This is a genomic window from Streptomyces sp. NPDC059718 (assembly GCF_042733315.1).
Taxonomy (GTDB): domain Bacteria; phylum Actinomycetota; class Actinomycetes; order Streptomycetales; family Streptomycetaceae; genus Actinacidiphila.
The window spans coordinates 20,675-43,389 of sequence record NZ_JBHWGA010000005.1 but is presented as its reverse complement, the minus strand read 5'-3'; the positions used below and the strand labels follow the sequence as shown (position 1 = coordinate 43,389).

Sequence of the window (22,715 nt, the reverse complement as noted above, 5' to 3'; positions counted from 1 at the left end):
TGTCCCAGGCCTGGCCCGCTCCGGTCCGCCACGCCCGCCGCTGTGCGCGGCGGTCACCCGAGCACGACCTCTGGCGGCGCCGTTGAGTGCGCGCCCAAGGGGTCTTCAGGCGGGCCCGGTCCCGGCTTCGGACCGTCCAAAGGCCGCCCGCGCCGCCATGGGCCCAAAAGCGTGCCCCACCGCGCCGTGGGACGCTACTGCGCGCGGCTTCGCGCCCGCCGAACACCCCGTGGCAGTCCATCACCGCACCGCGAACGCCCTGGCGCTCCCCGGCCCGCTCCCGTCCGCCACGCCCGCCGCTGTGCGCGGCGGTCACCCGAGCACGACCTCTGGCGGCGCCGTTGAGTGCGCGCCCGAGGCCTTGAGGCGGGCCCAGTCCCGGCTCGGGATGCCCACGCACCCCCGCATCACCCGTCCCCCCGGCCACCACGGTCACGTCACCGCACCCGGGCTCACGGCAGGGCCGGGAGCGTGCCTTCACCGGGGATGTGGATCCAGCCCTCGACGGCGGCCGCGTGGGTCTCCTCCGGGCCGGCGGGGCCGCGGGTGAGTCCGCGCTGGACAGCCCGTGCGGCGAGGGCGGCGACCAGTGCGTCGAAGGCGTGCTCGTTGCCGTCGTACGCGGCGCGTTCGGCCGGGCCGCACCGCAGCCAGGGGGCGGCCGCGCGGAGTCCGGCCGTCGAGCGCTCGGGGCCCAGGCCCCAGCGCCTGCGGGACGCCGCCGGGTACACCTCGGCGATCCGGCCGGAGCCGTCACGGGCCACCGGGCGGTCGCGGGCGGCGAGTTCGTCGGCGAGGTGGGCCCAGCGGGCGGCGGTGGCGCCCAGCCGGTCGAAGGCGACGGACAGCGGCCACCGGCCGCCGAGTTCCTCGTGGGTGAGGACGTCGGTGCGGCGGTGGCGCAGGGTCGCCCGGTACGCCGAGCCGTTGGTGCCCCGCCCGGGCCACGGCGTGCCCGCCGCGTGCGCGGCGACGGCCTCGACGAAAGGGATGGGCCAGCCGAAGGGGCAGTCCACCCCGGCCCGTTCCCCCGGCTCCAGGCCGCACAGCAGGTCGGCCAGCACGTCGTCGGCGCACCCGAGCAGCGGCGGGGAGACGACGGCCGTGCCGTCACCGGGCCAGGTGACGACCGCGACCGCGGTCGTCCGGGGGCTCGCGGCCAGGTCGATCCCGAGGGTGCGCACGGTCCCATCATCCCCGCCGCGCGGCGGGCGCGGCGCGGGCGCGGCTGAACGTTCCGGTGACGGGGTGCGTATCCCCTGCCGTACCGCACTGCAGCCGATGGTGAGGACCGGCCGATGAACGCTCAGAGCAACGTCCCCTTCCAGGGCCTTCAAGCGCTCCCAGACGGCGAGGCGGAACTGCCGCTCGTCGTGCACCTGCGGTGGGAGGACCTCGCGGCGCTGGGCCGTGAGGCGAGCCGGCTGGCGGTGCGGCTGCAGCGGCCGGTGAGCCTCGACGAAGCGGCCGGGCACCATCTGCGGACCCGTTTCGGGGTGAGCCACGCGCCCGACAAGGACGAGCACCCGAAGACCGAGGCGAGCCGTGCGGTCACCGCGGCGATGCCCTCCTCCGCCGCCCCGATGGCGATCGCGCCGGGTGCCGCGCAGCAGTCCGGCGGCGCCCACGCGGCTCCCACCCACGCGGCCCCTGCGCACGCGTCGGCCCACACGGCGGCCCACACATCCGCGCACGCGTCGGCCCACACATCCGCGCACACCTCCGTCCCGGCGGCCGGCACCGGGCTCATGCCGGGCCAGCAGCCCGAGCACCCGGGCAGGATGGCGCCGCTCGGTGGCCGCAACGTCGTGGAGCAGCCCACGACCGCCGCCGGGTAGCCCCCCACTCCCCCGACAACCGCTCGACCGCTCACATCGCCGCGAGCGCGCGCCCGACGTCCCGCAGATGGGCGCGGAGCGCGGCCGGGGTGTCCTCGTCGAGGACGACGGGGAGCCCGGCCAGCGCCACGAGGTCCTGCGTGATCAGGTCCGGCGAGTCCGCGCCGAACGTCACGCGGCAGCGGCCCTCGTCCAGCGGCGTCACCCGCCCGGGCAGCGGCGCCGGGAGGCGGGCCAGCACCTCGGCGGCGGGGGCGCCGACCGTGGCCGCGGCCGTGAAGCGGTAGGGGGCGGCGGTCAGCGTCGCGGCGAGGTACACGGCCGGGTCGGTACCCGGGCCGCCGGGCAGGTCGCGCGGGGTGAAGCGGCGGTGGACGGGGGCGGGGCCGGTGAGCCGGTCCAGCCGGAACACCCGCCAGCCCGCGCGGTCGGTGTCGTAGGCGATGACGTACCAGCGCCCGTACGCGGTGGCGAGGCTGTGCGGCTCGGCACGGCGCCGCTCCGGGGCGGCGGCGGCGCGGCCGCGGTAGTCGAAGGTCACCACCTCGTGGTCGCGGCACGCGGCGGCGAGTACGGCCAGTGCGTCCGGATCGGCCTCCGGAACCGGCTGCCCGACCGGGACGCGGACGGTGGCCGCGCCGACGGCGGCGACCCGGGCCCGCAGCCGCGCGGGCAGCACCTGCTCCAGCTTGGCCAGGGCGCGTACCGACGTCTCCTCGATGCCCGCCACACCACCGCCCGCGGCGGCCGTGCGCAGTGCGACGGCGATCGCCACCGCCTCGTCGTCGTCCAGCAGCAGGGGCGGCAGGTCGCGGCCGGAGGCCAGCCGGTAGCCACCGGCCGTGCCCGTGGTGCCGTGCACGGGGTAGCCCAGTTCGCGCAGCCGGTCGACGTCCCGGCGCACGGTGCGGCCGGTCACGCCGAGACGGCCGGCGAGCTCGGCGCCGGACCATGTGCGGCGGCTCTGCAGCAGCGAGAGCAGCCGCAGCATCCGGGCGGGCATCGTCGGGCGGTCCGTCGTCATGCGCCGAGATTTCCACAGCCTGGGGACAGGATGTGTCCTCAAGCGCTCCTAGCGTCGTCCCCATGAGGACGAACACGTACGAGGACACCCTGATCGCCCCGGACGACGCGGGGTACGACGCCGAGCGCTCCGGTTTCCAGACCGCCCGGCTCCACCGCCCGGACCTGATCGTCGCCGCCCGGACCGCCGAGGACGTCCGGGCGGCGGTGGTCCACGCGGCGGCCCGCGCGCTGCCGGTCGCCGTCCAGGCCACCGGGCACGGCCTGTCCGTGGCCGCCGACCGGGGTGTGCTGATCAGCACCCGCCGCATGCGCGCGGTCCGGGTGGACCCGGTGGCGCGCACCGCGTACGTCGGGGCGGGAGCCCGCTGGGCGGACGTCGTCACGGCGGCCGCGCCCTTCGGGCTGGCGCCGCCGAGCGGTTCCTCGCCGGACGTGGGCGCGGTCGGCTACACCCTCGGCGGCGGACTGGGCTTGACGGCGCGCCAGTACGGCTGGGCCTGCGACCACGTACGGGCCTTCGACGTCGTCACGGCGGACGGCCGGGTCCGGCACGTCACCGCCCGGACCGAGCCGGAACTCTCGTGGGCGCTGCGCGGCGCCGGCCACGGCCTCGCCGTGGTCACGGGGATGGAGATCGGACTGCTGCCCGTGCCGGTGCTGTACGGCGGGCAGTTGGTCTTCCCGGCCGGGGCGACGGAGGAGGTGCTGGCGGCGTACCTGCGCTGGACCCGGGAGGTGCCCGAGGAGCTGACGTCCTCGGTGGCCCTGGTCCCGGCCGGGCCCGGGGGACGGCACCTCGCCTCGGTGCGGATCGCCTTCAACGGCCCGGCGGCGGAGGGCGAACGCCTGGTGGCGCCGCTGCGCGCGACGGGGCCGCGTACGACCGACGACCTGCGGCTCGTGCCGTACACCGAGTCGGGCGCCATCCACCGCGACCCGCCGCGGCCGCACGCCTACGCCGCCGACAACGCCGTGCTGCGCGACGTCGACGCGGCCGCCCTGCGCCGGGTCCTCGCGGCGGCCGCCGGCACCGTCGTCGACCTGCGCCACCTCGGGGGCGCCCTGTCCCGGCCGCCCGCCGTACCGGGCGCGACCGGCCACCGCGACGGGCGGTTCCTGCTGCGGGTGATCTCGGCGGCCGGGCCGGAGATGGAGCCGGTCCGGGCGGTGCAGCGCAGTGTCCTGGCCGAGGTGGCCGACCGGACGGCCGGGCGCTGCCTGACCTTCGTCTACGGCGACGGGGCGGGGGCCACCCCGGCCCGGTTCCGCTCCGGCCACCCGGCGCCGGACGCCGAACGCCTCGCCCGCCTGAAGTCGGCCCTCGACCCGGGCGACCTCTTCCGCTTCAACCGCGGGGTGCGGCCGGAAGGCTGATCCGCCGGGCCGGACGCGAACGCCGTGTACGTGACCCGGGTGCCGCGGTGAGGAGACCCATGACGAGGCGGGCGAGGGTTGTGCTAGCCCCGCCGTACGGCCCGGAGCTCCGCGACCCAGCGGCGCAGGACCTCGCGGACGTGGTCGGCGTGGTCGGCGGGATAGCCCCGTGGGCCGCACTCGACGACCAGGATCAGGCCGAGGTAGACGCGGTAGAGGGCCAGCCGGTGCAGCGTCGAGGGCCCGAAGTCCAGGATGCCGCCCGCCTCGTGGTAGCCGCCGACGAGGTCGCTGCCGGGGCCGGCGTCGCCGCCGAGGGCCAGGGAGACCAGTTCGGCCACCGGGTCGCCCCAGAAGGCCCGCTCGTGGTCGATGAGCCCGGTGACGGCGGAGCCGTCGTCGGCGACGAAGACGTTGCCGGGCCACAGGTCGAAGTGGACCAGCCGCGGCTCGGTCACCTCCGCCAGGACGTCCGCACCCTCCGCGACGAGCGCGCGGACCTCGTCGGGGGCGACGCCGAGCGGGGTGCTCCAGCGCACGGCCTCCTCCAGCATCGCCTCCACCATGGCGCCGAAGGCCGTCGGCCAGTCCGCCGCCGACAGCCCGGCCTCGGGGGCCGGGTAGCCGTACCGGCCGTCCTCCGGGGCGAGCGTGTGCAGCCGCGCCACGATCCGGCCCAGTTCACGGCGCAGCGCGGCCTGCCGGTCCGCGGGGAGGCGGTCCGCCGCCTTGTCCCAGGGGGTGCCGGGCAGGACCGACAGCGTCATGAAGTCCGGTGCCGCGTGCAGCAGTTCCGGCAGCGGCACATCGCCGAGGGCGGCCATCCGGCGGTGCGCCATGACCTCGGTGGCCATGATGCCGCGCTCGTAGCGCAGCACCAGGGCGTCCGGCGGTGGGGCGATCTTCACCACCGCCGGACGCCCGTCGTCGAGCCGCACCCGGTAGGCGGCGTTGAACCAGCCGTCCGTGAGCTCGGCCTCCATGCTGCAGCCGAGGCCTGCCGACTCCCGCAGCAGGGCGGCCAGTTGTCCGGCGGTGAGGGCGCGCTTGGTCAGGCTCTTCATGCCCCCGCATGCTATGAGAGCGCTCCCACGCTGTCACCGGTCGTACGCCGGGGCGGTCCGTCACGGCGCCCGTCCCGGTGTCGACGTGTCCGCGGCGCGCCCGGATTTTCAGGGGCGCGCGGCTACACCCGTCACGCCCGGTACCGCAACCCCTACGCGCCTGGTCTGTTCCCGGGCCACTTTCATATGGCAATCTCATCTTCACGTCGTACGCTCAGGCCCCACGTCCCCCACGCTCACTCCTCAGCCCCAGGTTCCTCAGGATCGACGAAGAGAAGACCGCCGTGGCGTCCCTGCCCCTCACCCTGGCGGCTCGTCTGCTGCCCACCGCCATACTCGCCATCGTCGGCTGGACGATGGCCTCCTCGTCCCACGAGGACGCCGGCCGCACGTCGGCGAACGGATCCCGTACCGGCTCCACCGCGCCGTCCGGGTCGGACTCCGGCGCGGGTTCGGACTCCGGTTCCGGTTCCGGCTCCGGTTCGGACGGCTCCAAAGACGCGCCCGCCACGTACTCCAAGCCGCCCGCACCGTGCACCGCGATCAAGACCGCGACCATCAAGAAGCTGGTCCCGGAGGCCAAGACGACGGGCAAGCAACTGTCCCTCACGGATCCTTCGCACCGCACGGGCTGCTCGTGGAACGCCCTCAAGGGCTTCGACTACCGCTGGCTCGACGTGACCTTCGAGGTGTCCACGACCGGTGGCGGCCAGGACGGCGAGGCGGCGGCGAAGGCCTCCTACAAGCGCCTGAAGAAGGCGACCACGGCATCCGGGATCGGTGACGAGGCGTCCGTGTCCGTGGGGCTGACGACCGAGGACAAGCAGCAGACGCGCGAGGCGGTCGTGGTGTTCCGCAAGGGCAACGCGGTCGTGACCGTCACCTACAACGGCAGCGACTTCGAGAACAAGAAGGCGCCGGACGAGTCCGAGGTCCGCGACGGCGCCCTTGCGGTGGCCAAGGACGCGCTCGCCGGGCTCGGCCCGGGCACCAACGTCGAGGGCGACCAGAGCGCCTGAGCCGTACCGGTTCAGGCCTCCGTGGCGGTGACCACGTCGCGTGGCGGGCGGCCGTCGAGGAAGTCCAGGACGTTGCGGACGGCGGCGAGCGCGATCCGGGCCACCGTGTCCCCGGTGGCGCCGCCCGCGTGCGGGGACAGGACGACGTTGGGCGCGTGGAGCAGCCTCATCCCGGCCGGCGGCGGTTCGGGGTCGAAGACGTCGAGCCCGGCACCGGCCAGACTCCCGGCCTCCAGCGCGTCGGCGAGCGCGTCCTGGTCGACGACCGCGCCCCGCGCGGTGTTGACCAGGAAGGCGGTGGGCTTGAGCAGCGCCAGCCGTCGCGCGTCGAGCAGATGCCGGGTCGCGTCGTTCAGCGGGACGTGGACGGACACGTAGTCGGCGGTCGCCAGCAGCTCCTCCAGCGGGAGGCGGCGGGCCCCCAGCAGCTGCTCGGTGGCGGCCGGTACGGGCCCGCGCGAGGTGTAGCGGACGGTCATCCCGAAGGCGGCGGCCCGCCGGGCCACGGCCTGCCCGATCGCCCCGAGACCGATCACGCCGAGGACCCTGCCGTCCAGCTCGGTCAGTGATCGCTGCAGGCGGGGCAGCGGCCACTCGCCGCGGGACAGCGCGTCGTGCGCGGGGACGATGCGCTTGGCGAGCGCGAGCATCAGCGCGAAGGCCTGCTCGGCGACGCTCTGGGTCTCGGCCCCGCTGGAGCCGATGGTGCACACGGGCACCCCGCGGGCGCGGGCGGCGGCGACGTCCACGTGCTCGTGGCCGTGGCTGGTGCACTGGACCAGTTCCAGGGCGGAGGCGCGGGCGAGGTGCCCGGCCGCCACGGGGCCCAGCGCGGTCATGATCACGTGGGCCGCGGCCAGGGCGGCCGGGTCCTCATCGGCGGACTCGACGACGGTCACGGCGGCCCGGCCCTCGAAGAGCCCGGCCAGGGCGGCACCGACGCGGCGGCCCCCGACGTGCGGCGCGATGACCGCGAGGACGTTCTTCGGCTCCATGCCTCGTCACTCCTTCGTTCGCGGATCCGTCCGCGGGGGTCAGGGGGCCGCGGCCGTCAGGTACCGCTGGACGGTGGGCGCGAGCCAGGCCACGACCTCCTCGCGCGGCATCGCCACGGCCGGCGGGAAGCGGAGCACGTACCGGCTGACGGCCATGCCGAGGATCTGCGAGGCCACGAGCACGGCGCGTTCCGTGGCGCGGCCGGGCTCCGGGTCCGGGCACACGGCGGCGGCGACCGGTGCGAGCTGCCGCTGCAGGATCGACCGCATCCGCTCGGCGCCGGCCGGGTTGGTGACGCCGACGCGCAGCAGCGCGGTCAGGGTCTCGTCCTCCTCCCAGCGCTCCAGGAAGTGCGCGACGAGGACGGCCCCGACGTCCTCGGTCGCGACCGCGGTCACGTCCGGCATGCGCAGGTCGAACTCGGAGGCGGCGGCGAAGAGCCCCTCCTTGTTGCCGTAGTAGCGCATGACCATCGAGGGGTCGATGGCGGCGTCCTTGGCGATGGCGCGGATGGTCGCGCGCTCGTAGCCGTCGGCGGCGAAGCGGTCGCGGGCCGCGGCGAGGATCGCCGCGCGGGTGGCGTCGGAACGGCGGGGGGCGGGGGACGTCGTGGTCATGCCCACAACTGTAGGCCAACGGCTGTTGACATCACCAGACCGGCGGCGCTACGTTTGCCAACAAGCGTTGGCCTACAAGCGTTGGCATCCGAGGAGACCGCCATGACCACCGAGAACCGCACCGACGCCACCCGCACCGGCACCGGTACCGGTACCGGGGAACACCCGGCCGGGGTCCTGGTCGTGGGCGCGGGCCCCACCGGTCTGCTGCTCGCCGGGGACCTGGCCGCCGCCGGTGTCCCGGTCACCGTCCTGGAGCGCCGCGGCCCGGGGCACGGCAACCTGAGCCGGGCCTTCGGCGTCCACGCCCGCACCCTCGAACTCCTCGACGCCCGCGGCCTCGCCGACGAGCTGGTCGCCACCGGCCACCGGCTGCGCGGCCTGCGGCTCTTCCGCCGGCTGTCGCTGGACCTGGCGGAGCTGCCCTCCCGCTTCCCGTACCTGCTGATCACCCCCCAGTACGAGGTCGAGAGGCTGCTGGAGCGCCGGGCCCGCGCCGCGGGCGCGCGCTTCGAGCACGGCGCCGAGGTCCTCGCGGTACGCCAGGACGACGAGGGCGTCGCACTCGACGTCCGCACCGCGGACGGCACCGTCACCACCCGGCGCGCCGCGTACGCCGTCGGCACCGACGGCCACCGCAGCGCCGTCCGGACCGCCCTGGGCCTGCCCTTCCCCGGCCGTTCCGTCATCCGGTCGATCGTGCTCGCCGACGTCCGGCTCGCCGAACCGCCCGCGGAACTGCTGACCGTGGGCGGCACGGGCGACGCCTTCGCCTTCCTCGCGCCCTTCGGCGACGGCTGGTACCGCGTGATGTGCTGGGACCGCACCGGCGAGCGGCCCGACGGCGACCCGGTCGGCCTCGACGAGGTCCGCGCCGTCACGCGCCGCGCCCTGGGCACCGACCACGGCATGGGCGAGGCGCGCTGGCTCTCCCGCTTCCACAGCGACGAACGCCAGGTGCCCGTCTACCGCGCCGGCCGCGTACTGCTCGCCGGCGACGCGGCGCACGTCCACTCCCCCGCCGGCGGCCAGGGGATGAACACCGGTCTGCAGGACGCCGCCAACCTCGGCTGGAAGCTCGCCGCCGTGGTCCGCGGCCACGCGACCGACGCCCTGCTCGACACCTACCAGGCCGAACGGCACCCGGTGGGCGCGACGGTGCTGCGCAGCAGTGGCGGCATCATCCGGCTCGCCATGGCCCACAACGCCCTCCAGCGGGCCTTCCGCGACCTGGTCTCCCTGGCCGTGGGCCACCTCCCGCCGCTGCGCCGCAGGGCCCTGGGCGCGATCACCGGCATCGGCATCGCCTACCCCGCCCCGCGCGGCGCCCACCCCCTGACCGGCGGGCGCGCCCCCGACCTGCCGCTGCGGGAGGGCCGGCTGTACGAGGCCCTGCGCGCCGGCCGCTTCGTGCTCGTCACCCCCGAGGGCGCGGCGGCCGGACCCGCCGACGCGCGCGCCGTCCACGTCACCCGTACGGACGGCGGCCGCACCACGCTGCTCGTCCGCCCCGACGGCTACGTCGCCTGGGCCGCCGACGGCGGCCACGACGCCGCCCTCACCGCGTGGGCCGGGGAGGCGGGACACATGTCCCGGCCGACCGCGGGCATCCGCATCTGACGGCCGCCGGGCTCGGGACGGGAGGCTGCGGGCACCGGGAGGCTGCGGGCAACGGCAGGGAGCCGGTGTTCCTGCCGTGGTTCACCCAGCGGACCGCCCTGAGAGCGCCCGGCACCACCGCGCCTATGCTGCAAGCGTAGGCGGGCACTTGCCCCTCCCGACCTCCCGACCTCCCGACCGGCGAAAGGCAGCACGACCATGAGCCCCCGTACCGCAGTCGTGACCGGCGCGAGCAGCGGCATCGGTGCCGCCACCGCCCGCAGGCTGGCCGAAGCCGGCTACCACGTCGTGCTCACCGCCCGCCGCGCCGACCGCCTGGAGGCGCTCGCCAAGGAGATCACCGCCGCGGGCCACTCGGCCGCCGCCGTGGCCCTCGACGTCACCGACCGCGGCGCCGTCGACGCGCTCGCCGCCTCGCTGGACCGGGTGGACGTCCTGTTCGCCAACGCCGGCGGTGCCCTCGGCGCGGACCCGGTCGCCACCGCCGACCCCGAGGAGTGGCGCACGATGTACGAGGTCAACGTCCTCGGCGTGCTCCACACCGTCCAGGCGTTCCTGCCCGGGCTGATCGCCTCCGGCGACGGCACCGTGGTCGTGCTCTCCTCCACCGCCGCCTTCACCCCGTACGAGGGCGGCGGCGGCTACGTCGCGGCCAAGCACGGCACCCACGCCCTCGCCGGCACGCTCCGCCTGGAGCTGCTCGGTGAGCCGGTCCGCGTGATCGAGATCGCCCCCGGCATGGTGAGGAGCGAGGGCTTCGCCCTCACCCGCTTCCACGGCGACGAGGAGAAGGCCGCCGCCGTCTACGCGGGGGTGGCCGAGCCCCTCACCTCCGAGGACATCGCCGACACGGTCACCTGGGCGGTCACCCGCCCGTCCCACGTCAACGTCGACCTGCTGGTCGTCCGCCCCCGCGCCCAAGCCGCCCAGCACCGGGTGCACCGCGAGCACCGGGAGCCGTAGCCGCCCGGCGGGCGCGTCACCGCTCCGCCCACCGTCGCCGTACGACCGGCGGGTCCGGCGGCCGCGCACGGCCCCGGACCCGCCCGCCCGGGCTCAACCCTTGACGCAGACGACCTGCTTGAGCTTCGCGACGACCTCCACGAGGTCCCGCTGCTGCTCGATCACCTTCTCGATCGGCTTGTACGCGCCCGGGATCTCGTCCACCACGCCCGAGTCCTTGCGGCACTCGACGCCCTTGGTCTGCTCCTCCAGGTCCCGCGTGGAGAACCGCTTCTTCGCCGCGTTGCGGCTCATCTTGCGGCCCGCGCCGTGCGAGGCGGAGTTGAAGGCGTCGGTGTTGCCGAGCCCGCGGACGATGTACGAACCCGTGCCCATGGAGCCCGGGATGATGCCGTGGTCGCCGCTGCCGGCCCTGATCGCGCCCTTGCGGGTGACGAGCAGGTCCATGCCGTCGTAGCGCTCCTCGGCCACGTAGTTGTGGTGGCAGGAGATGACCTCGTCGAAGGTGACCCTGGCCTTGCGGAACTCGCGCCGCAGCACCTCCTGGAACAGGGCCATCATGATCGCGCGGTTGCGCTTCGCGTAGTCCTGAGCCCAGAACAGGTCGCGCCGGTAGGCCGCCATCTGCGGGGTGTCCGCGATGAAGACGGCCAGGTCGCGGTCGACCAGGCCCTGGTTGTGCGGCAGCTTCTGGGCCTCGCCGATGTGGTGCTCGGCGAGTTCCTTGCCGATGTTCCGCGAACCGGAGTGCAGCATCAGCCAGACCGCGCCCTCCTCGTCGAGGCAGACCTCGATGAAGTGGTTGCCGGAGCCGAGCGTGCCCATCTGCTTCGTCGCGCGCTCGTACCGGAACCTGACGGGCTCGGCCAGGTCGTCGAAACCGTCCCAGAAACGGTCCCAGCCGGCCGCGGGCAGGCCGTACAGCCGGGCGGGGTCGACGGCCTCGTCGTGCATGCCGCGGCCGACCGGGATGGCCTGCTCGATCTTGGAGCGGAGCCGCGAGAGGTCACCGGGCAGGTCGTTCGCCGTCAGGGAGGTCCGCACCGCGCTCATGCCGCAGCCGATGTCCACGCCGACCGCGGCCGGGCAGACCGCGCCGTGCATCGCGATCACCGAGCCCACCGTGGCGCCCTTGCCGTAGTGGACGTCGGGCATGACGGCGAGTCCCTTGATCCACGGCAGCGAGGAGACGTTGCGCAGCTGCTGCATGGCGACGCCCTCGACCGCGGCCGGGTCGGTCCACATGCGGATCGGTACCTGCACTCCGGGCACTTCCGTGTACGACATCTCTTTCCCCCCTGGGTCGGACGGTGGAATCCATCAAGGCAACACAAACAACACGTCTTAATGGAAAGCGAAATAAAGGGCGAAGTCAGCCATACAGCCCCATGATCCGGCGACGGCCGCAGCGCGTGCGGTAGACATTGTGTCTACCCGTCGCCCACCCCCGCCAAGGGATTTACGCGGGCGCCGGACCGACCGCCGGAGGAAGGGGCCACCTCAGTGCAGCCAACGGGAGACCGCGTCCACCGGATCCGGGGCCTGCTGGCCGCGGCGTGCACGACGGTGCTCGCCGTCGCCGCACTGGCCGGGTGCAGCGGGTCGGGCGGCTCCGGGGACGGCGCACGCAACGGCGACGCCGCGGACGGCAGGCAGTCCACCCCGGCGGCCCCACCCGGCCGCTACCGGGTGCTGCCCGAGCCGTGCGGTTCGGTCGCCGCGGACACCCTCGAGAAGTTCGTCCCGGACGCGGACGACGACGCGGGGGAGGCGACCGTGACGTTCGACACGGACCGCAAGGTGGGCTGCAAGTGGACCGGCCGCACCGACCTCGGCAACCGCTACCTCCAGATCGACCTCGAGCGCGTCGTGTCGTACGACACATCCGTCAGCGACGAGAGCCAGGCCACGGCGGACTACGACAGCCGGGCCGCGGAGGCCCACATCCCGGCCGCCACGGCTCCGGCCGACGCCGCCGCGTCCGCGTCGGCCACCGCGGGTCAGCCCAGCTCAGAGGGCGGCAGCCCGGCGGCATCGGACACCCCTTCGCCGTCCGTGACGGCCACCGGCGAGACCGCCCCGCGCACCCTCGACGACCTCGGCGACGGGGCCTTCCTCGACGACGTCCTCAAGAACCAGGGCCCGGGACTCCACCGCGACATCACCGTCGTCTTCCGCATGGCGAACGTCCTGGTCACCGTCGAACTCTCGCAGTGGTCAACGGACAAATCGGTCGAACCGCCCAGCGAGGAGCTGCAACTGGGGGCCCGCCAGGTCGCGGCGGAGCTCGCAGATCAACTCGACGAATGAGGCGAAGCGCGTAGTCTGGCCGTTTGTGCCATGACATGAAACGCACCGAAATGAGCGAAGGATCCATGCACCGATCAGCCCCGCACCTCGCCCGCCTGCTCGTCGGCGCGGCCGTGCCGGTGATGCTCGTCGCCGGCTGCTCCTCCGGCTCGGACTCGTCGAAGGACGACGCGCAGAAGGCGGCCGCATCGGCCCCCGCGTCGAAGTCCGCGTCACCGTCACCCAGCGCCGTCGCCGCCAGGTACGCCGAACTCCCCGACCCGTGCCGGGTCATCGGCGCCAAGACCGTCAAGTCCCTGGTTCCGAAGGCCAAGAAGCCCGCGGGCACCCCCGTGCACTCGGCCGAGCGCGACGAGCGCGGCGGCTGCTCCTGGAACGGCCTGGACGGCTACCAGTACCGCTGGCTGGACGTCTCGCTCCAGCGCTACGACGCGGTGGCGGGCCTCGGCTCGCCCGAGGACCAGGCGAAGGAGCGCTACGCCGAGCAGGTCGCCGAGGCCGGCGGGGCGAAGGGCGCCAAGAGCACGCCGGTCACGGTGGACGGCGTGTGGGACGCGGGCACCGCGGTCACCTCGTCGGTCAGGAAGGACAAGGAGGAGTACCGGGACGTCACGGTCGTCGCCCGCACCGGGAACGCCGTGCTGGTGCTCACCTACAACGGCGCGGGCCTCGAGGACGCGAAGACCCCGGCCGAGTCCGGCCTGAAGACCGGCGCGCTCAAGGCGGCCAAGGAGGCGGCCACCGCGGTCGCGGCGGCGAACGCGTAACAACTGCGGGATCCGCTGTACCGATTCACCACGTTTGGGCAACCTGCCCGTTGCCCCGTGTGGCAGGCTGGGCAGGCCAGTTTCCGAGCCTGGGAGGGTCGCGGGTGTCCGCGATACGCATGAACCGGACACACCGGATCCTGACCGGTGTGGTCGTCACGGGCGCCGTGGTCATCGCCGCGATCGGCTTCGCGGGCTCGTACGCGGCCGTGCGCGAGCTGGCGCTGAGCAAGGGCTTCGGCTGGTTCGCCAACGTGTTCCCGATCGGCATCGACGCCGGGATCGTGGTCCTGCTCGCGCTCGACCTGCTGCTGACCTGGCTGCGCATCCCGTTCCCCCTGCTGCGCCAGACGGCGTGGCTGCTGACGGCGGCGACGATCGCCTTCAACGGCGCGGCGGCCTGGCCCGACCCGCTCGGCGTCGGGATGCACGGCATCATCCCGATCCTCTTCGTCGTCTCGGTGGAGGCGGCCCGGCACGCGATCGGCCGGGTCGCCGACATCACCGCCGACAAGCACATGGAGTCGGTCCGGCTCGCGCGCTGGCTGCTGGCGCCGTTCGCGACCTTCCGCCTCTGGCGGCGCATGAAGCTGTGGGAGCTGCGCAGCTACGACGAGGTCATCCGGGTCGAGCAGGAACGTCTCGTCTACCGGGCCCGGCTGCGCGCCCGCTACGGCCGCGCCTGGCGCCGCAAGGCCCCGGTCGAGGCCCTGATGCCGCTGAAGCTCGCCCGGTACGGGGTGCCGATGGAGCAGACCGCCGCCATCGGCCTCGCCGCGGCGGGCATCGAGCTGCCGGCCCCGGCCGTCGCCGCGCTGCCCGCCCCGGAGGCCGCACCCGCACCCGCACCCGCACCCGCACCCGCATCCGAGCCCGAGCAGCCCGCCCCCGCCCCGGCACCGGCCCCCGAACCGGTCCGGGCCGACGCACAGGTCCCGTACCGGGCCCCCGCTCCCGCGCCGGAACCGGCACCCGAGCCCTACCAGGCACCCGAGCCCTACCAGGCGCCCGAGGCGTACCAGGCACCGGAGCCGTACCAGGCGCCCGCCCCCGCGGTCGACCCGATCACCGCCCCGGTCGGCGCCGGAAACCGCCGCCGCGCCCTCGCCGACGGCAACGGCGTGATCCCCACGCCCCGCAGCGAGTTCGCGCCGGAGCCCGACCCGGACTACTACCCCGAGCCGGAGCCCGTCACGGAGGACACCTCCCGCGAGGAGATATACGACCGCGCCTTCCGGGCCTACCACCAGCAGTTCGGCAACTTCCCCAACGCCCGCCAGTTCGGCCTGATCCTGCAGGACCGGTACGGCATCTCCAGCCCCAACGGCGGCCCCCTCAGCGAGAGCACCCTGCGCCCCTACGTCCGCGACCTGCGCCGCCGCCTCGAACTCGACGGCCAGTACGCGTCGTAGCGCCTCAGCCGGCGGCGGGGGCCAGCGAGGCGACCACGTCGGACGCCGACAGCAGCCGCACCTTCGCCGCGTCGAGGGCCGCCGGGTGCAGCGCGAACACCTCGCCGCCCTCGGGCAGGTCGACGTCGCCGCGCAGCAGGTACGCCAGCCGGGCCGCCTCCGGCACGGCGCCGTCCGCCGGGTCGGCGCACGGGCTCCCGATCCGCGCGGCGAACTCCGCCGCGGACTCGGCCTCCCGGCGCCGGTAGGCGGTCGTGGAACCGTCCGCGTGCCGCATCAGGACCGTCGCGGCGCGGGCCGCCGCCTGCCACACGGCCAGTTCGCCCAGCCCCACGCGGGCCCCGGAGGCGAACAGCCCGGTGAGCGCCCTGCCGAGCGCGGCGAGGTCGTCGCCGTGCCGCGCCACGGAGTGGCCGGTGCCGGTGACGCCCTTGACCACGTCGAGCCACCGCATCGTGCGGGCCGCCACGTCGATCACCAGCGGCACGCCCGCGCGGGACCGTCCCGTCAGGTCGTAGCGCTGCTCCACGGCGCGGGCGTCGAAGACCGGCCCGGCGTCCCCGGGCTCGTCCCGCGCCATGAGCCCGGCGAAGCCCTCCGCCAGGTCCTCGAAGGGGACGTTGTTGTACGAGAAGACCACCGCGACCAGGTGGCGGACCCCGGCGTCCGCCAGCTTGTCCAGGTCGAGGTCGACGAACTCGCCGGCGCCCTGCGGCGCCGGGGCGCTGGTGAGGTCGCCGGAGTGCACGGCGGCGTCCTCCGCGAACCGCAGGCGCGTGTAGTCGCAGTGGCCGACCGGGTTCCACTCCGCGTCGAACAGGGCGGTGGACAGGTCGAGATCGGTCCGCCCGGACCGCTCGCTCTCCATCCAGTGCAGGAACAGCCGGACCGTCCTCCCGTCCGGCACGGGCAGCTCGCTGCCGCGCGGCAGGGTCACCAGGGCGCGTGAGGCGGTGCGCTCGGTGAACGGCGCGATCAGGCCGCCCAGGCCCGCGTCCACGACGGCGACGTCGACCGCCTCCCGCTCCGCGGCCCTCCGCAGCACCTCGGCGTGGAGGACGGCCACGGCCTTCCCGACCACGTCGGCCGCGATCGGCAGCCGGTCGTCGTCCGCCAGGTGCGCCTTGGCGCTGCCGCCCTTCGGGAAGAACACCCGGGTGCCGTCCGCGTGCGGACGGCTGCGGATGGCGCCGAGCGCGGACAGCAGCACCGCGGGCGACACCCGGGGCACCGCCGTCTCCAGCGCCGACAGCACGACGTCCGCCTCCGCGGCCTCCGAGAGCCGCAGCAGGTGGTCGAGCCGGCGTGCGAACTCGCCCGGCCGCTGGGCCAGCAGCTCGACGGCCGCCGGTACGTCCATGGCGTCCAGCGCGGCCTCGACCCGGCCCGCCCAGCCGTGCACCCGTACCACCGTCCCCGTCGCGTCGACCCGCGCCGCGCCGTCGGCCGCCGTCCGCAGGGTCGCGGTCAGCGCGTCGCCGTCCGCGAGGCGGGTGTCGCGCAGCGCCGCGACGGCCAGCGCCGCCCGCGGGAAGCGGCCAGCGTGCTCGAAGGGGTGCAGGAGCTCCGCGGCCCGCAGCCAGGCGTGCCGGTGCCGGCGCATGTCCTGTGCCACCAGGTCCGGAGCGAGTCCGTCGAGCACCCCGAGCAGGGCACGCCGCAGCGGCCTGGGCATCGTGCGGAGCCGCGGCAGGTCGACCAGGCCCGGGTCGCCGCCCGAGCGCACGGCGAGCAGCCGCAGCACGTCCGTCGCGGTGTCGACGCGGGCCGCGACGGCCGGGAGGCTCGTCGCGTACGCGGCGGGATCGGCCAGCAGCCAGGCCAGCACCCGGGCCTTGGTCTCCCGGCCCGGGATCTGCTCGGGCAGCCACGCCAGGCCGGCCCGGTCGCGGGTCTCCAGCAGGGCCATGAGGTCGTCGGCGTCCTGCGGGCTCAGGGCGCCGGTACGGGCGAGGAGCCCGCGGATCTCCCCCGTGGCGTCCGCGTCCCGGGCGGCGAGGTCGCCGCCGTACTGCAGCACGCGCAGCCGCTCGGGCAGCGCGCGTCGCAGCCCGCCGAAGCGCCGCGGCCGGCGCGGTCGCAGGAAGGGGTCGTCCGCGTCGATCCGGCGGTGGCAGACGGGGCACGCGGAGAAGTCCGCGCCGTCGAAGCAGGAACGGCACACCAGGTGCGCGCAGGGCGAGACCGCGTGGACGGTGCCTTCCGTGCCGCACAGCACGCAGGGCTGCTCCGGGTGCTGGAAGAGCAGGGTGAGGACACGGTCGACGTAGAAGGCGAAGGTGTCCCTCGGGGTGCTGGTGGGGAAGTCGCGGAACAGCGGCTCGTGGGGCCGGTCGGCGCCGAGCGCCTGGTCGACGTCGGCCAGCAGGGCCCGCCCGGCAGCGGTCAGCGCGGCCTCGCTCCGCTCGGTGAGCGCCGCCCGCAGGGCGGGCGCCATCAGGTAACCGCGGTCGAGGAGGTCCGCTTCCAGCAGTGCCACGCCCGCCGTGGTGGCGAGCGACGGCCCGGCCGAAGTTGCCGTCAGGTGGACGGCTCCGCGGCGTGCGAGCAGGATGCCGGCGAGCGTGCGCGGCGCGGTCGTGGTGGCGGTGGTGGCCGTGGACATCCCTGTGTCTCCCCCTGGTGGACGTGCCGGGGCGGGAAGTGGGCGCGCTGGCAACCTTCGCGGCACAGCAATAGCGATGACTGTGAGGAGGAAGCACGCCGGGAGCCGCCCCGGGAACCGGTGGTCCCGTGCCCGGTCCCCATGTCCGGGCCGGTGAGCCGGTTTGCGTGGGCGGGGCGGGAAGCCGGTGCCCTGGTTCAGGGAAAGTGAGAGAAGGAAGCACACCGTGAGCCGCCCCGCGCCCGATGACCATAGCGCGCGCCGCTCACCGCCGCGTTCGAATATTCGCCGGCCCGCACGACGACGGCGGCGGGTGGCATCGCCACCCGCCGCCGTCACATCTGAGTCCGGCTCAGCTCGCCGCGAGCAACTCCCGCACGCGGTCCTGACCCACCGCCAGCAGCAGCGTGGGCAGCCGCGGCCCGGTGTCCCGGCCGACCAGCAGCCGGTAGAGCAGGGCGAAGAAGGACCGCTGGGCGACCTTCATCTCCGGCGTCGGCTTGGCGTCGGGAGCGAAGCCTGCCTGGATCTTCGGCACGCCGTAGACCAGGGTGGTCAGCCCGTCCAGCGACCAGTGCTCGGGCAGCCCGTCCACCAGCAGCTTCAGCGCCTCCCGCTCCTCGCCGGACAGCGCCGCCAGGGCCTCCGCGTCGGGCTCGGTACGCACCTGGGTGCGGGCCTCGGGCTCGACGTGGGTGTTCACCCAGCGCTCGGCGCAGTCCAGCCGCGGCCGGGCCTCGTCCAGGGAGGCCAGCGGCTGCTCCTGGTCGAAGTCGCGCAGGATGCGCAGCGTCTGCTCCTCGTCCCCGGTCGTGATGTCCACGACCGAGGCGAGGGTGCGGTAGGGCAGCTTGCGCGGGGTGGTGGGCAGCTCACCGCTCGCGGTGCGCGCGGCCCGCGAGTGCACCGCGAGGTCCACCGGGGCGGCCGTGCCCTCGGCGACCTTGCGCTCCAGCGCGTCCCACTCGTCGTAGGTGCGGGAGATCTCGTCGCCGAAGGAGATGTTGAACGCCTGGTTCGGCCGGCGGCGGGCGTACAGCCAGCGCAGCAGCTGCGGCTCCATGATCTGCAGGGCGTCGGCCGCGATCGGCACGCCGCCCTTGGAGCTGGACATCTTGGCCATGCCGCTGATGCCGACGAAGGCGTACATCGGGCCGATGGGCGGCTCGGCACCGAAGATCTCGCGGACGAGTTGCTGACCGACCATCCACGAGGAGCCGGGCGACTGGTGGTCCACGCCGGAGGGCTCGAAGTCCACGCCCTTGAAGGCCCAGCGCATCGGCCAGTCGACCTTCCAGACCAGCTTGCCGCGGTCGAACTCGCTCAGCCGCACCGTCTCGCGGTTGCCGCAGGCCTGGCACTCGTAAGTGAGGTCGGTGGTGTCGTCGTCGTAGGCGACGACCGTGGTCAGGTCCTTGTCGCAGGCCGAGCAGTACGGCTTGTAAGGGAAGTACTCGGGGGCCTGCGCGAGCGAGGCCTCCTCGTCGTCCTGCTCCTCGCCGCCCTTCTTCTTCGTCCGGTAGCGGCCGAGCACCTCGTCGATCCGCCGGCGCTCCCGCATCGCGTGCAGGATCTGCTCGCGGTAGGTGCCGGAGGTGTACTCGACGGTCTGGCTGATCTCGGTGACCTCGACGCCCAGCGCCGCCAGTGCCTCGCGGAACGGGGCCTTGAAGTGGTCCGACCACGTCTCGTAAGGGCTGCCCTCGGGCGCCGGCACGGAGGTCAGCGGCTTGCCGATGTGCTCGGCGTAGGACGGGTCGTAGCCGGCCGGCACCTTGCGGTAACGGTCGAAGTCGTCCCAGGACAGGATGTGCTCGCACGGCACGCCGCGCCGCTTGATCTCGTCGGCGACCAGGTGCGGGACCATGATCTCGCGCAGGTTGCCGAGGTGGATCGGCCCGGAGGGGCTGATCCCGGAGGCGACGACGATTTTCTTGCCCGGAGCCCGCCGCTCGGCTTCCGCGATGACGTCGTCCGCGAAGCGGGCGACCCAGTCGGCCTCGGTGCTCTGAGCCACTGTCTCGACTTCCTTCCACCTGTGCAGCGGGTAGCGCGGTACCCGGCAATTGTCCCAGAGAAAAATGAGTGGTAGCGCGTGGGATACTGAGGGTTGATCTCCGATCCCTCTCAGGAAGCACCCATCCCATGGCCTCGGTCAACTCGCTTTCCGCCTCGATCCAGCAGCGCGTCGCTGACGCCCTCGGTGCCGACCCGCTGCTGCGACGTAGCGACCGGGCCGACTTCCAGGCCAACGGTGTGCTGGGCCTCGCCAAGCGGAACAAGGCGAACCCGCGCGAGCTGGCCGCCGAGGTCGTGGCCGCCCTCCCGGCGGACGACGGGCTGATCTCCTCCGTCGAGGTCTCCGGCCCCGGCTTCCTCAACATCACCGTCGCCGACTCCGCGATCACCCGGACGCTCGCCGCCCGGGCCGCCGACGACCGGCTCGGCGTGCCCGCGAAGGCCGCGCCCGGCGTCACGGTGATCGACTACGCGCAGCCGAACGTGGCCAAGGAGATGCACGTCGGCCATCTGCGGTCCTCCGTGATCGGCGACGCGCTCGTCAAGATCCTGGAGTTCGAGGGCGAGACGGTGATCCGGCGCCACCACATCGGCGACTGGGGCACCCAGTTCGGCATGCTCATCCAGTACCTGGTGGAGCACCCGCACGAGCTGGACCACGACGCGTCCGACGCGGGCGAGGAGGCCGGCGAGGCCTCCATGTCGCGCCTGAACCGGCTCTACAAGGCCTCGCGGGCCGTCTTCGACTCCGACGACGACTTCAAGACCCGGTCGCGCAAGCGGGTCGTGGACCTGCAGGCGGGCGAGCCGGAGACGCTGGCGATGTGGCAGCGGTTCGTGGACGAGTCGAAGATCTACTTCAACTCGGTCTACGACAAGCTCGACATCGAGATCCGCGACGAGGACGTCGTCGGCGAGTCCGGCTACAACGACATGCTCGTCGAGACCTGCAAGCTGCTGGAGGAGTCCGGCGTCGCCGTGCGCTCCAACGGCGCGCTGTGCGTGTTCTTCGACGACGTCAAGGGCAAGGACGGCGAGCCGGTCCCGCTCATCGTGCAGAAGGCCGACGGCGGCTTCGGCTACGCCGCGACCGACCTGTCCGCGATCCGCAACCGCACCGCGGACCTGCACGCGGACACCCTCCTGTACGTCGTGGACTCCCGGCAGGCCCTCCACTTCAAGATGGTCTTCGAGACGGCCAGGCGGGCCGGCTGGCTGACCGAAGAGGTCAAGGCGCTCCACATCCCGTTCGGCACGCTGCTCGGCAAGGACGGCAAGCCGTACAAGACCCGGTCCGGGGAGACCTTCCGGCTGGTGGACCTGCTGGACGAGGCCGTGGAGCGGGCCTCCGCGGTGATCGAGGAGAAGAACAAGGAACGGAACGAGGGCGCCCTCACCGACGAGGAGGTCGCCGACCGTGCCAAGGAGGTCGGCATCGGGGCGATCAAGTACGCCGACCTGTCGACCTCGCTCGGCCGGGACTACGTCTTCGACCTGGACCGGATGGTCTCGCTCAACGGCGACACGAGCGTGTACCTGCAGTATGCGTACGCCCGGATCCGGTCGATCCTGCGGCGGGCGGGCGACGCGAAGCCGGTAGCCCACCCGGAGCTGCCGCTGGCCCCGGCCGAGCGGGCGCTCGGCCTGCTGCTGGACGAGTTCGCGGACACCCTGGCGGCCGTGTCGGAGACGTACGAGCCGCACAAGCTGGCCTCGTACCTCTACGCACTGGCCTCGGCGTTCACGACCTTCTACGACCAGTGCCCGGTCGTGAGGCCCGAGCCGGCTCCCGACGTCAAGGAGAACCGCCTCTTCCTCTGCGACCTGACCGCCCGCACCCTGCAGCAGGGCATGGCGCTGCTCGGCATCCGCACGCCCGAGCGCCTCTGACGCGCCCCGCGTCCCTACGACGGCGGCCCCGGCGGGAGTCAACACTCCCCCCGGGGCCGCCGTTGTCAGTGGGCACCCCTACATTCACGGCCATGGCGATGCTCCCCAACCAGCTCCCGAAGCTCGCGCAGGACCCGGCCGGCCGGTCCCTGGGCCTCGACCTCCCGCCCGGCACGCTCGTCGACGCCACGTGCGACGGCCGGTGGCCCGAACCGCTGCTCTGGCACGCGGAGGAGACCGCCGGGCCCGGCTCCTGGGAAAGGCTGCTCCCCGCGCGGATGACGGCGGGGCTGCACCCGGTGCTGCTCTCCATGGACGCGGCGCTGCCGGCCACGGCGGAACTGGACCCGGGGATGATGTCCTACCCGGGCGACCACGACGCCGACGAGGTGCTGGCCGGCTTCTGGGGTCATGAGGACGAGGACGACGAGGAGAAGGAGGGCGAGGCCCCCGACGAGGACGCGGCTGACCTGGTCGCCCCGTTCGGCCGGGCGTGGCCCGGCCTCGCCCCGGCGCGGGAGTTCGAGGCCGACCCGGACGTCAGGGCGGCCGAGGTCGCCGCGGCCGTGGTCGAGGCGGGGTGGTTCAAGGACCCCCGAGCGGCCCTCGTCCCCGCCCGGCGCAGCGCCGACGTCCCCGCTGCCATCGGCTGGACGGGGCCGTGCAACCACGAGAACGACGTGGCCCGGCTCTGTTCGGTGCTGCGCTCCTGGGAGGAGCGCTTCGGCGTGCGCGTCGTGGCCCTCGCCTTCGACGTGCTCGTGCTGTCCGTGGCAGCACCGCCGGCCACCGTGCGGGAGGCCGAGGCCGTGGCCGCCGAGCACTTCGCCTTCTGCCCGGACAACGTCACCCAGGGCAGCGGCTCGCTCCGCGCGTACGCCAAGTCCCTGGTGGACGTGCCCACCTGGTCCTTCTGGTGGGACTAGACGGATGCCCTGCCGGGCCCGAGGTACGGGTGTCCTTCCCCGCGGTGGAAGGACACCCCCGAGACGACCCGGTCAGTACCGCTCAGCGGTGGAAGTGCCAGCGGTGGTCGTGACGGTGGTGGCGGTGGTGCCAACGCGGGTGGTGCCGGTGGTGGCGGTGGTACCAGCGGCCGTCACGCCCCCGGTCACGGCGGTACTCGCCGCCCCGGCCGCGGTCACCGTAGTTCCGGTACTCGCCGCCCCGGCCGCGGTCACCGTCGTACCGGTAC

18 protein-coding genes and 1 pseudogene are annotated in these 22,715 nt (G+C 74.2%); 10 read left to right on the top strand and 9 right to left on the bottom strand.

Annotated elements, in window-relative coordinates; translation table 11 throughout:
- Nucleotides 1–452: 452 nt before the first annotated feature.
- Nucleotides 453–1,184 (bottom strand): DUF429 domain-containing protein, encoded by a 732-nt coding sequence (locus ACFV3E_RS08000; protein ID WP_500533985.1) that lies wholly within the window; start codon nt 1,182–1,184, stop codon nt 453–455.
- Between the two features lie 114 nt (nt 1,185–1,298).
- Here ACFV3E_RS08000 and ACFV3E_RS07995 point away from each other — a divergent pair, with 114 nt between their 5' ends.
- A complete protein-coding gene (locus tag ACFV3E_RS07995) occupies nt 1,299–1,838 on the top strand; it encodes a hypothetical protein (RefSeq protein ID WP_500533983.1) in 540 nt (179 codons plus the stop codon).
- Between the two features lie 31 nt (nt 1,839–1,869).
- On the opposite strand, the gene ACFV3E_RS07990 is transcribed toward ACFV3E_RS07995, so the two are convergent.
- Complete coding sequence (locus tag ACFV3E_RS07990) at nt 1,870–2,862, bottom strand: helix-turn-helix transcriptional regulator (RefSeq protein WP_500533981.1); 993 nt, start codon at nt 2,860–2,862, stop codon at nt 1,870–1,872.
- Between the two features lie 62 nt (nt 2,863–2,924).
- On the opposite strand from ACFV3E_RS07990, the gene ACFV3E_RS07985 reads away from it, so the two are divergent.
- Complete coding sequence (locus ACFV3E_RS07985; RefSeq protein WP_500533979.1) at nt 2,925–4,238, top strand: FAD-binding oxidoreductase; 1,314 nt, start codon at nt 2,925–2,927, stop codon at nt 4,236–4,238.
- Between the two features lie 83 nt (nt 4,239–4,321).
- Here the strand turns inward: ACFV3E_RS07985 and ACFV3E_RS07980 are convergent, their stop codons facing one another.
- Nucleotides 4,322–5,302 carry a phosphotransferase family protein gene (locus tag ACFV3E_RS07980; RefSeq protein ID WP_500533977.1) on the bottom strand — a complete coding sequence of 327 codons (981 nt, stop codon included), beginning with the start codon at nt 5,300–5,302 and terminating at the stop codon, nt 4,322–4,324.
- 284 nt (nt 5,303–5,586) lie between these two features.
- Between ACFV3E_RS07980 and ACFV3E_RS07975 the strand changes: the two genes are divergently transcribed.
- Nucleotides 5,587–6,321 carry a hypothetical protein gene (locus tag ACFV3E_RS07975; RefSeq protein WP_500533975.1) on the top strand — a complete coding sequence of 245 codons (735 nt, stop codon included), beginning with the start codon at nt 5,587–5,589 and terminating at the stop codon, nt 6,319–6,321.
- A gap of 11 nt (nt 6,322–6,332) precedes the next feature.
- Here ACFV3E_RS07975 and ACFV3E_RS07970 read toward each other — a convergent pair whose 3' ends face one another.
- Nucleotides 6,333–7,316: a 2-hydroxyacid dehydrogenase gene (locus ACFV3E_RS07970; protein WP_500533974.1), complete on the bottom strand. Its 984-nt coding sequence runs from the start codon at nt 7,314–7,316 to the stop codon at nt 6,333–6,335.
- A gap of 39 nt (nt 7,317–7,355) precedes the next feature.
- On the bottom strand, nt 7,356–7,934 hold the full coding sequence (locus tag ACFV3E_RS07965) for a TetR/AcrR family transcriptional regulator (RefSeq protein ID WP_500329438.1): 579 nt from the start codon (nt 7,932–7,934) through the stop codon (nt 7,356–7,358).
- 102 nt (nt 7,935–8,036) lie between these two features.
- Between ACFV3E_RS07965 and ACFV3E_RS07960 the strand changes: the two genes are divergently transcribed.
- The gene (locus tag ACFV3E_RS07960) at nt 8,037–9,554 is read left to right on the top strand and encodes an FAD-dependent oxidoreductase (RefSeq protein WP_500533972.1); all 1,518 of its coding nucleotides are present in this window, start codon (nt 8,037–8,039) and stop codon (nt 9,552–9,554) included.
- Nucleotides 9,555–9,752: 198 nt separating this feature from the next.
- Nucleotides 9,753–10,517 (top strand): SDR family NAD(P)-dependent oxidoreductase, encoded by a 765-nt coding sequence (locus ACFV3E_RS07955; RefSeq protein ID WP_500533970.1) that lies wholly within the window; start codon nt 9,753–9,755, stop codon nt 10,515–10,517.
- A gap of 93 nt (nt 10,518–10,610) precedes the next feature.
- Here the strand turns inward: ACFV3E_RS07955 and ACFV3E_RS07950 are convergent, their stop codons facing one another.
- On the bottom strand, nt 10,611–11,804 hold the full coding sequence (locus tag ACFV3E_RS07950; protein WP_500367398.1) for an RtcB family protein: 1,194 nt from the start codon (nt 11,802–11,804) through the stop codon (nt 10,611–10,613).
- 216 nt (nt 11,805–12,020) lie between these two features.
- Here ACFV3E_RS07950 and ACFV3E_RS07945 point away from each other — a divergent pair, with 216 nt between their 5' ends.
- The 3 genes from ACFV3E_RS07945 (at nt 12,021) to ACFV3E_RS07935 (ending at nt 15,006) form a co-directional block, all read left to right on the top strand.
- Complete coding sequence (locus ACFV3E_RS07945; RefSeq protein ID WP_500533969.1) at nt 12,021–12,827, top strand: hypothetical protein; 807 nt, start codon at nt 12,021–12,023, stop codon at nt 12,825–12,827.
- Nucleotides 12,828–12,892: 65 nt separating this feature from the next.
- The gene (locus ACFV3E_RS07940) at nt 12,893–13,594 is read left to right on the top strand and encodes a DUF3558 domain-containing protein (protein WP_500533967.1); all 702 of its coding nucleotides are present in this window, start codon (nt 12,893–12,895) and stop codon (nt 13,592–13,594) included.
- 119 nt (nt 13,595–13,713) lie between these two features.
- Complete coding sequence (locus ACFV3E_RS07935; protein WP_500533965.1) at nt 13,714–15,006, top strand: DUF2637 domain-containing protein; 1,293 nt, start codon at nt 13,714–13,716, stop codon at nt 15,004–15,006.
- 4 nt (nt 15,007–15,010) lie between these two features.
- On the opposite strand, the gene ACFV3E_RS07930 is transcribed toward ACFV3E_RS07935, so the two are convergent.
- Both ACFV3E_RS07930 and lysS read right to left on the bottom strand, forming a co-directional pair.
- A complete protein-coding gene (locus ACFV3E_RS07930) occupies nt 15,011–17,611 on the bottom strand; it encodes an MXAN_6230/SCO0854 family RING domain-containing protein (protein ID WP_500533963.1) in 2,601 nt (866 codons plus the stop codon).
- 352 nt (nt 17,612–17,963) lie between these two features.
- The gene (gene lysS / locus ACFV3E_RS07925) at nt 17,964–19,628 is read right to left on the bottom strand and encodes a lysine--tRNA ligase (RefSeq protein ID WP_500533961.1); all 1,665 of its coding nucleotides are present in this window, start codon (nt 19,626–19,628) and stop codon (nt 17,964–17,966) included.
- A gap of 128 nt (nt 19,629–19,756) precedes the next feature.
- Between lysS and argS the strand changes: the two genes are divergently transcribed.
- Nucleotides 19,757–21,520, top strand: a complete 1,764-nt coding sequence (gene argS / locus ACFV3E_RS07920) for an arginine--tRNA ligase (RefSeq protein WP_500533959.1) — start codon at nt 19,757–19,759, stop codon at nt 21,518–21,520.
- A 92-nt stretch (nt 21,521–21,612) separates the two neighbouring features.
- On the top strand, nt 21,613–22,446 hold the full coding sequence (locus tag ACFV3E_RS07915) for a DUF4253 domain-containing protein (protein ID WP_500533957.1): 834 nt from the start codon (nt 21,613–21,615) through the stop codon (nt 22,444–22,446).
- Nucleotides 22,447–22,528: 82 nt separating this feature from the next.
- Here the strand turns inward: ACFV3E_RS07915 and ACFV3E_RS07910 are convergent.
- A pseudogene (locus ACFV3E_RS07910) lies at nt 22,529–22,715 on the bottom strand (hypothetical protein); the annotation flags it as partial.

What these genes read in the sequence shown, in the direction of transcription:
- argS (WP_500533959.1), top strand. Translation starts at nt 19,757, where the DNA reads ATGGCCTCGGTCAACTCGCTTTCCGCCTCGATCCAGCAGCGCGTCGCT.
- ACFV3E_RS07955 (WP_500533970.1), top strand. Translation starts at nt 9,753, where the DNA reads ATGAGCCCCCGTACCGCAGTCGTGACCGGCGCGAGCAGCGGCATCGGT.
- ACFV3E_RS07940 (WP_500533967.1), top strand. Translation starts at nt 12,893, where the DNA reads ATGCACCGATCAGCCCCGCACCTCGCCCGCCTGCTCGTCGGCGCGGCC.
- ACFV3E_RS07970 (WP_500533974.1), bottom strand. Translation starts at nt 7,316, where the DNA reads ATGGAGCCGAAGAACGTCCTCGCGGTCATCGCGCCGCACGTCGGGGGC.
- ACFV3E_RS07995 (WP_500533983.1), top strand. Translation starts at nt 1,299, where the DNA reads ATGAACGCTCAGAGCAACGTCCCCTTCCAGGGCCTTCAAGCGCTCCCA.
- ACFV3E_RS07915 (WP_500533957.1), top strand. Translation starts at nt 21,613, where the DNA reads ATGGCGATGCTCCCCAACCAGCTCCCGAAGCTCGCGCAGGACCCGGCC.
- ACFV3E_RS07980 (WP_500533977.1), bottom strand. Translation starts at nt 5,302, where the DNA reads ATGAAGAGCCTGACCAAGCGCGCCCTCACCGCCGGACAACTGGCCGCC.
- ACFV3E_RS07935 (WP_500533965.1), top strand. Translation starts at nt 13,714, where the DNA reads ATGAACCGGACACACCGGATCCTGACCGGTGTGGTCGTCACGGGCGCC.
- ACFV3E_RS07990 (WP_500533981.1), bottom strand. Translation starts at nt 2,862, where the DNA reads ATGACGACGGACCGCCCGACGATGCCCGCCCGGATGCTGCGGCTGCTC.
- ACFV3E_RS07950 (WP_500367398.1), bottom strand. Translation starts at nt 11,804, where the DNA reads ATGTCGTACACGGAAGTGCCCGGAGTGCAGGTACCGATCCGCATGTGG.
- ACFV3E_RS07965 (WP_500329438.1), bottom strand. Translation starts at nt 7,934, where the DNA reads ATGACCACGACGTCCCCCGCCCCCCGCCGTTCCGACGCCACCCGCGCG.
- ACFV3E_RS07930 (WP_500533963.1), bottom strand. Translation starts at nt 17,611, where the DNA reads ATGTCCACGGCCACCACCGCCACCACGACCGCGCCGCGCACGCTCGCC.
- ACFV3E_RS07985 (WP_500533979.1), top strand. Translation starts at nt 2,925, where the DNA reads ATGAGGACGAACACGTACGAGGACACCCTGATCGCCCCGGACGACGCG.
- ACFV3E_RS07960 (WP_500533972.1), top strand. Translation starts at nt 8,037, where the DNA reads ATGACCACCGAGAACCGCACCGACGCCACCCGCACCGGCACCGGTACC.